This is a genomic window from Staphylococcus intermedius NCTC 11048 (assembly GCF_002902385.1).
In the GTDB taxonomy this organism is placed as follows: domain Bacteria; phylum Bacillota; class Bacilli; order Staphylococcales; family Staphylococcaceae; genus Staphylococcus; species Staphylococcus intermedius.
In genome coordinates this window covers 35610-44015 of the sequence record NZ_PPQH01000012.1, presented here as the reverse complement: position 1 = coordinate 44015, position 8406 = coordinate 35610, and the positions used below count along the sequence as shown (strand labels likewise).

The following is an 8406-nucleotide window of genomic DNA, read 5'->3' as shown; positions in this document are numbered from 1 at the left end:
CAATAACTTAAAAAGCGTAATTATTCCATATCTATAATTTTATATATTAAAGTAACTGCTTTAAATATGCTTCATATACGGCGTTAAGGCCGCATTGGCACTTCCTTTCTCACGACTGATTTCTAAACACGACAAAAAAGGCGCTAGGACTATGCCTAACGCCTGTATGATCTATCTATTATTTATGAAAGGTTTGAGAAGTACTGAGTTTGAGAATTATTATCTATATTTAATATACTTTTGGAGGGAAGCGTAATGTGATTGTCGTTCCTTGGCCATATATGCTACTCACTTCGATATGCCCACCGATTTGATGTGCTAAAGTTTTGGCGATATATAATCCAAGGCCGGAACCACCTGTATCTTTATGTCGAGAACTTTCTACGCGAAAAGTTCGTTCAAATATGTTTTTAATATCCGATTCCAAAATACCCATACCTTGATCGATGACTGAGATGGCGATTTCATCATGATCTTCAATGACCTTCACAGCTAAGGGCGAGCCGTGATCTGAAAATTTTAGGGCGTTGTCGATGAAATTCATGATGATCCGTTCTATCGCACGTTGGTCTTGAATGAAAGGTTTGATATTTTGTGCAATTTCTACATCAAGTTGTCTATTTTCATGGTGTAATTTCTGAGAATAAATTTCAAAAATTGGGATAAGCAATTGATCCATGTGAATGAGTGTCTGTTCGCTTTCTTGGTGGTTAACTGTGATGACATCCGTCAGATCATCAAACATTCTCGACAGCCGATCAGACTGCGTAATCAGAATGCTGTATGCTTTTTGCATATCTCGTTCACTATGAATAATGCCGTCTCGCAATCCTTCTGAATAGGATTTAATACTTGCTAAGGGTGTTTTTAAATCATGGGCAAGATTTTGGACTAAATTCATCTTTTCTTCTTGCTCTTCTTTGATAAGATTCATCTGCTCTTGAATTTTATCGACCATTTGATCAAAAGACTCACTCAATTGTTGTATTTCTTTAGGGGCATGTATTTTCGTCTTTTCTGTTTCAAATTGGCCTCTCGCTATCTTTTGCGTTTTTTCGTTCAATCTCTCTATCTTTTTAATCATGGGGACTGTGAAACAGATACCGATAATCAGTGTCATCATACCGGAAAGAAATGAACAAATCGTCAAAAGAATTGTCAGTGGCCCGTCAAACCACATCAATTTATATAGCGTGTAAAATAAAAATGTCGTTGTGATAATCGTAACGATAAACGAATAAATCAGTTGTTTACGTATCGTCATTTAAAATTGCCTCTGAAATTTATAGCCAAGCCCCCATACCGTTGCGATGATATAGTCGTCATAGCCATATTTTTCTAATTTTTCACGTATACGGTGGACATGTACATTTAATGTATTCATGTCTTCGTAGTACTCGTAACCCCAAACTTGTTCTAACAAATCTGTTTTTGACAAAGCGACAGATTCATTATTTGCAAAGTGCCATAACAATTCGAACTCTTTGATGCGAAAAGGAATTACTTCCCCTTCAAATTCTGCGGTTTTAGTTAAGTTATTTAATACGAGTCTGCCACAACGAATCGTTTCTTGTGTGGAAGGACTTGTGACGTTGACACGATTCAATAAGTTTTTGACACGTATCACTAACTCTCGGGGACTGAAGGGTTTCTTGACGTAATCATCTGCCCCTAACATTAAACCGAATATGGTGTCTTGTTCGCTTGTTTTTGCTGTTAGATAAACATATGGGATATCGAGTCCTTTATTTTTCATCTCACGTACCACTTCATAACCATTAACTTTTGGCATCATAATGTCGATCACCATGACATCGATATTTGCGTCTAAAATCTCGAGTGCCTCAGCGCCGTTTGATGCGGTCGTCACGTGGTAGCCTTCGTATTCAAAATAGGTTTTACATATTTCTCTAATGTCCTGCTCGTCATCAACTATGAGTATGTGCGCCATGTTCATCATTCCTTATATTTTTACGTTTGATGAAATGATTTAAACTAATTGCTGCCAATGTCTCTCTATTCATTAATAAAATAACGAAGAACAACAATTGCAGTGGGTATGTAAAAATCATATCAGCTAAAATATAATTTAACATAATGAACACGCCAAAGAAACTCGCAGTGTAGGACATGACGCCTAAGATGAGTCCTAAACCAATAGCAATTTCACCGATTTGGACCATCCATTTGAAAATTTCCAGATGATTTGCAACTGCAAACTCGAAAAATGTCTTATACCATTGTGGGGAGTCTTGGTTGTCGCGAATGACTGAAACGAGTCCATCAATTGCAAAGCCACCTGTCAATTTTTCAAATCCTTGCATCAAGATATAAAAGCCTGAACCTAAGCGAATAAGGAGAATTAAGACTTTATAAGCGATTGCCATATGTCACACTCCTTTCTCTTGATGTTTTCTCTTGTTGATTATTTAAGTGCCGCTGATCCGAAAATAACGTGAGCTTTGTCACAGTAGATTGTCACTGTGTCATAGTCTGCTGCATTTACGTCTTTAAGGTCGAAAGTTTGTGTAGCTTCATCATATTTAACTTCATCAAGTTTAACGCCTTTTTTGATGTCGTTACCTTTTGTTAAGTAAACATGTAAGTCTGGACCTTTTGATGATTCGTAGTCTGTTAACATTAACTTACCATCTTTAATCTCAGCGTTACCTTTTACCATTTCATTGTTTTCGCCTTTGAATGTGCCTTTTTTCATCACTTTTGAATTATCTGATGCTTTAGACTCATCCTGTTTGTTGTCTTTCATAGATGTTTCAGCTTTGTTATCTTCTTTAGCTTTATCCATGTTGTCGTTACCACAAGCACCAAGCAAGAATGTTGTCGCTAACGCACCTGAAACTAATGCCATTTTCATGTTCATAACAAATTCCTTCTTTCCATTTGGGATTACATGTATCATGATAAAGCCTTAAAGGTGCAATTGACATAAACTAGTTATTAATAATTCTTAACTAAATATTAACATCTGCTTATTAATCGTTTTATATTTAAATAAATACTATAGATTGTATCAGTTTGGATTAAATGCTTAAAAATTCACTTTCAGCATTAAAAAAGACTGATGAAACGTGTATTCCGTCCATCAGTCTCATTGATTCTATTGATTTTTACCGCTGTCGACCTTAAAGATAATTTCTAGTGAGGCTGCCATCTCTTCTACATCGATTGGATAATCATTTTCTAGCCACCGCTTCAACACTTCAATCAATCCACTACTATAAAAGTCACTAATCACTACAGGGTGTTGTGCTTTTCTAATTTGACATGTAATCGGATCCTTGTTTTTTACATTCTGTTGCACGTCATCTCGCATCATACGACTGACAAGTTGAACTAAATCGCCAAAAATATCGACGCGATTGTCTGTTGTCATAATATTTTTGAACAACTTTTTATGTTCAGCCATAAAGTTCAACATGCTGTAAAAAAATGGTCTTTGTGCTTCACTATGCGCATAATGGCCCAGTCTTTCAGAGATTTCCAGACTCACGTAATACAACAAGTCATATTTATCTTCAAAATAACGATAAAACGTACTTCTATTAATTTCTGCACGTTCACATATCATTTGTATCGTGATCACGTTAAACTGTTTTTCATTCAATAATTCAAGCATCTTAGAGATAATGTGCTGTCGCATCCGTTTTTGGGTGGCAGAATACATCCGAAATCACGTCTCTTTCTGTTCACTAGTGTATGGATGTAATTTACCACATCTTCATGATGCTTTCTACTTATCTGAATATCACCTGTCAGCCGTGTTGCAGTTGATTCGCCTACCTATCTTACGCTTGCGCACTACGATTTATGTTGATGCACACCACTAAGCCAATCGTCTACTTTGCGATCGTGGTTATCAACATAGTCTTTTGCGACTTGCTCGGCATTTTTTCTGTCGACGAAAATTTGCTTCATCAATGCTTTTTCATCTTTTTCATCCCAGTCTTTCGCAATACGTGTCGCAATCGTATAGGCAGCTGGATGCGCATCTTTAAAGTCTTTATTAAACACTAAGTCGATATGTTGCTTTTCATTGCCATAAGCATGATTGGGGTCATCCAACATTTTCATTTCGAATGTATCGAATAACCAATGCGGCTGCCATCCAGTAATGATGATTGGTTCTTGTTTTTTATATTTCTCTTCCAGTATTTTTAACATTTCTTCATCTGATCCTTCTTCTAGTTGCCAATCGTCTAAGTCATAATCATCAAGTACGGCTTTCGTTTGTTTCATAACACCATTTCGTGGGTCTGTACCTTGAATTTTGTGATCTACTTCTTTTGCCATTTCTGGTTCATCGTCGAGTTGCGCAATACTATCAATCGACATGTATTTCGGTACTGCGAGACCTACACGTGCATTATCAATGAAATGTTCTTCGTCATAAACAGTTAAATCTTTACCGTATTTTTGCATGTAGCTCTCATCCACATTCGGAAAACGCCCACTCGCATGAAAAGCATCTGAATTTTGTGCAACCGATGCATACATAGGACCACTTGATGGTACAGGCGTCGTCACAACATCGTAGCCCGCTTCTTTCAATACTTCTGCAATCACAAGTGAACGCGCAGTCGAGCCATCACTTGTATATGGGATTTCAATTTCTTTCCCACCCATTTCCATCGCCTTTTGATCTGAGTTGGATTCACTTTGACCACACGCCGACAATGCAAGAGCCATGATAAAAATGAAAGCTATCCCTATCCAACGCACACTTTTTTTCTTTAACATCGCCTGTCCTCCTTTAGTCTTTATCGTCATTCGTTTTATGAGACGACTGTTTTGACATATACATCTGATGACGTTGATATGCCGAACGATTGTGTTTTTCTGCATATTCAAGCAATGCATGATATAAAAAGTCTGGATCTTGATGTTCGTATGCAAGTTCTCGATACAATTGAACTAATCCTGTGACATCACCTTGATCTGCTGCCATACTTGGCGCAGGTTGAACATTGGGTTTGTCAGTCGTTTCTACCACATCATCCGCTTCAGTCCGCACTTGATGTACTGTATCATTTTCCACTGAATCACGTGTTTGTTGTAATGATTGCTGCAATGCTGTCCCTTCTACATCCACATTTGGCAAGATACGATCCAACCATTTCGGCATATACCAAGATGCACGGCCAAATAATTTTGTTAATGCTGGAATCAACGTCATTCTGACAACAAAGGCGTCAAACAATACACCAAAGCAAAGTGAAATCCCCATTGATTTAATCGCCATGTCATCTTGGAACGCAAATGCGATAAATACACTGAACATAATCAATGCTGCAGCGACAATGACTGGACCACTTTCTTTAATACCGACTTTAATCGAATGTGCATTGTCTTTCGTTCTCACATACTCTTCATGAATACGAGACATCAAGAAAATCTCGTAATCAATCGCTAATCCAAACAAGAGACCAATCGTAATCACCGGTAAAAACGCAAGTAATGGACCCGTTTGGCTGACACCGAGCAATTGATTTAAAAAGCCATCTTGCATGACAAACGTTGTAAAACCTAACGTTGCGGCTAATGATAAGACAAAGCCACCTACTGCTTTTAATGGAATCAACAGTGAACGGAAAACAACTGTGAGTAATATAAATGCTAAGACAACGATAGAACCTGCGAATACAGGAATCGCGTCATTAAGTTTTTGAGACATATCAATATTAATCACACTTTGACCTGAAATTTCTGTATCAAAGTGGTAACGATCTTGAGCGACATCACTATAATCGCGTAAATCATAGACCAGCTCATTTGTTGATACGGCATTCGGTCCTTCTTTAGGAATAATAGATAACAATGCATAACGGTTATTATCGTTCAGTTGTGCTGGACTCACCGCTTCGACATTATCTAATTTTTCAATATCACTTCTCACTTGATTCAGATCATTGTTTATATCGTCTTCACTGCCACCATCTTTCGTATTCACTAACATGACGATTTGACCATTATAACCTTCTCCAAAGTGCTCTGACACCAACTCATATGCGCGATGTTGATATGAATCGGCTGGTTGCGTACTATCATCAGGCATACCTAAACGCATATGAAATACCGGGATAATCGCCAATCCTAAAATCACAATACTTAAAATCGCTGCAAGCACAGGTTTCCCAACAACAAAGCGAGACCAAAATGTATCCGGTTTGTCATGTGCATCGTCATGAGCACGAATTTTAATTTTTTTATGGAAAACGCTAATTAATGCCGGTAGTAATGTCAGTGCGCTGATGACAGCGAGTAAAACACTGACTGCCGATGCAAAGCCCATCACCGCAAGGAAATCAATGCCTACGAGTGACAGCCCACAAACGGCAATGATCACAGTAATTCCTGCAAAGATAACCGCGCTGCCTGCCGTACCTACCGCAAGACCAATGGCTTTCGTATGATCAGTTTCTGTTTTCCGTATTTCACGATAACGGAACAAGATGAAGAGCGCATAATCTATACCTACTGCAAGCCCAATCATAACCGCTAACGTTAAAGTAACATTCGGAATTTCGAAAACAAATGTAAGGAGTGAAATGATACCCATACCTGTCCCTAAACCGATAAGTGCACTGATAATCGGTAATCCAGCTGCCACAACACTACCGAATGTAATAAGCAATACAATAAACGCCACGACAATTCCAATAATTTCAGATGCACCACCGACTTCAGAATTTGCAACCATTCGATCGGTCGTTTCTATTTGAATATTGTGTTTTTCTTTTAAGTCGTCTATTTCTTTTTGGACAATTTGTTTTGATGTCTCTTTTAAATCTGTTTGCGGTACGACATAATTAATATCCGCAATCGCTGTATTATGTTCATCATTGATTTGCTTTGTTTCATATGGATTCGACACATGTTGAATCCTATCGTCTTGGTGTTCTATATTTGTCAGCGTCTTTTCAATGTCTGACTGAAGTGCTTTATCATTCATACCATCTTCTTTATTCGTATGAAAAACTATGCGCATCGATGCCTTTTCACTATCTTGGTGGAAGGCTTCATTAATTTTATCGTTCGTATCTAACGACTTCAGACCATTCATCGTTAAATCGCTTTGAAATTTCGGTGCGTTGATGAGAAGCGGTGCCATAATGATGATTAGCGCCATCAACCAACCTAAAATTCCTAACCCTTTATGTTCAGCAATCCATTTACCGAACTTGTACAACCATTTCGACACAATTTTTCCCCCTTAACCTATTTCAATTCAGTATAAAAAATACTCTAACGCGCAAAGCTTTACGTTCCAACCATCAAAACAAAACAAGCGTTGAAAAATGCAACACATTTTCAAAATTGTTGCGACTGAATCAATCACAGCACTCATAGTTGTCTCATCTTCAGAACAGTCTTATTTCAAAGTGTCCAAGCACTTGTCTATACATATATTTGAAGAAAATTTTTAGGTTTACCTAATATTTTTGTTTACAAAACCTATTCAATGTGCTATCTTAAAATTGTTCAATTCGATAAACACCTATCACATGTCATACATACAATGTCATGGCTCGGCTTTTTTGTAGCGATTCATCTGGTCTCAAAGGCATAATTTGAGCCCTATGCGTACACTGTGATGACCGCATGAACGATACAACTGAGCACTTGATATGCGTGATTTATCATTGAACAATTCAATTAAGGCAAACTTGCATTAGCCCTGCACACTGTGTCTTAATTGATGGTGGAAACACGTAAGGTTACTTGATATTTGTTATTGTGCGCACAATGATATCAACGCTTTACATGACTTAGAAACAATGGTGATACCTATCTCAACATTGTTCGCATTTCAATCAAATCCGTTACTTGAAGCCAAGGGTCAAGAATCATACACATATCAGTCATTCCTAATAGACTACAGTAAGTTAACATTCATATTTCCCTTAGTAAAGCCAAGTTGAACCATCTCAGCTAAGTTGATAGCAGATTGGTACAACGGAAATGTTTATCCTCCATAACTAAAGTAAGATTGAACAGCAGGTATGAATCCTATTGAACAGTTGAAGCCGCTCCTATGTTATCCCTCTAATACATAGGAGAAGACGACATCAACTGTAACATGTAGACATATGCCATGATATTGAATAGCCCTTGATATCATGACATGCGTTAGGTTGTTACGTGATACCCCTAAAATTGCGTAACGCCTCCAAAAATTACAACTTGATTCTATAGTTAAGGTTGTTGGTATGGTGATACACTCCCTTTCATCTATAGCAACACACCGACATCTTGTATCATTTTTACAACTCTAGATAATGAAAAAAATCATCTTAAAATCTTAAAACCTTTAGCCCCCTGATGTGCTTCATCTCACATCAGGGGCATTTTTTATGGTGTGGTGTGGTGTTATTTCATTGGTGGGGT

7 protein-coding genes are annotated in these 8406 nt (G+C 37.7%); all 7 read right to left on the bottom strand.

All coding sequences use genetic code 11. The features are described 5' to 3' along the window. Window positions 1-229: 229 nt before the first annotated feature. The gene (locus CD138_RS03940; protein ID WP_019169242.1) at window positions 230-1264 is read right to left on the bottom strand and encodes a sensor histidine kinase; all 1035 of its coding nucleotides are present in this window, start codon (window positions 1262-1264) and stop codon (window positions 230-232) included. Beyond that, on the bottom strand, window positions 1265-1951 hold the full coding sequence (locus CD138_RS03935; protein ID WP_019169241.1) for a response regulator transcription factor: 687 nt from the start codon (window positions 1949-1951) through the stop codon (window positions 1265-1267). It abuts the gene before it with no gap. Continuing rightward, window positions 1929-2387, bottom strand: a complete 459-nt coding sequence (locus CD138_RS03930; protein ID WP_019169240.1) for a DoxX family membrane protein — start codon at window positions 2385-2387, stop codon at window positions 1929-1931. The genes CD138_RS03935 and CD138_RS03930 overlap by 23 nt, the downstream gene beginning before the upstream one ends. A 38-nt stretch (window positions 2388-2425) precedes the next feature. After that, window positions 2426-2881: a DM13 domain-containing protein gene (locus tag CD138_RS03925; RefSeq protein WP_019169239.1), complete on the bottom strand. Its 456-nt coding sequence runs from the start codon at window positions 2879-2881 to the stop codon at window positions 2426-2428. Window positions 2882-3118: 237 nt separating this feature from the next. Then, complete coding sequence (locus CD138_RS03920; protein WP_241522238.1) at window positions 3119-3637, bottom strand: TetR/AcrR family transcriptional regulator; 519 nt, start codon at window positions 3635-3637, stop codon at window positions 3119-3121. A gap of 182 nt (window positions 3638-3819) precedes the next feature. Beyond that, the gene (locus CD138_RS03915) at window positions 3820-4758 is read right to left on the bottom strand and encodes a glycine betaine ABC transporter substrate-binding protein (RefSeq protein WP_019169237.1); all 939 of its coding nucleotides are present in this window, start codon (window positions 4756-4758) and stop codon (window positions 3820-3822) included. A gap of 13 nt (window positions 4759-4771) precedes the next feature. After that, a complete protein-coding gene (locus CD138_RS03910; protein ID WP_019169236.1) occupies window positions 4772-7219 on the bottom strand; it encodes an MMPL family transporter in 2448 nt (815 codons plus the stop codon). Window positions 7220-8406 lie beyond the last annotated feature (1187 nt).

Bases quoted from the DNA above. Each gene is read 5' to 3' on its own strand.
- CD138_RS03940 (WP_019169242.1), bottom strand. From the start codon at position 1,264: ATGACGATACGTAAACAACTGATTTATTCGTTTATCGTTACGATTATC.
- CD138_RS03935 (WP_019169241.1), bottom strand. From the start codon at position 1,951: ATGGCGCACATACTCATAGTTGATGACGAGCAGGACATTAGAGAAATA.
- CD138_RS03930 (WP_019169240.1), bottom strand. From the start codon at position 2,387: ATGGCAATCGCTTATAAAGTCTTAATTCTCCTTATTCGCTTAGGTTCA.
- CD138_RS03925 (WP_019169239.1), bottom strand. From the start codon at position 2,881: ATGAACATGAAAATGGCATTAGTTTCAGGTGCGTTAGCGACAACATTC.
- CD138_RS03920 (WP_241522238.1), bottom strand. From the start codon at position 3,637: ATGCTTGAATTATTGAATGAAAAACAGTTTAACGTGATCACGATACAA.
- CD138_RS03915 (WP_019169237.1), bottom strand. From the start codon at position 4,758: ATGTTAAAGAAAAAAAGTGTGCGTTGGATAGGGATAGCTTTCATTTTT.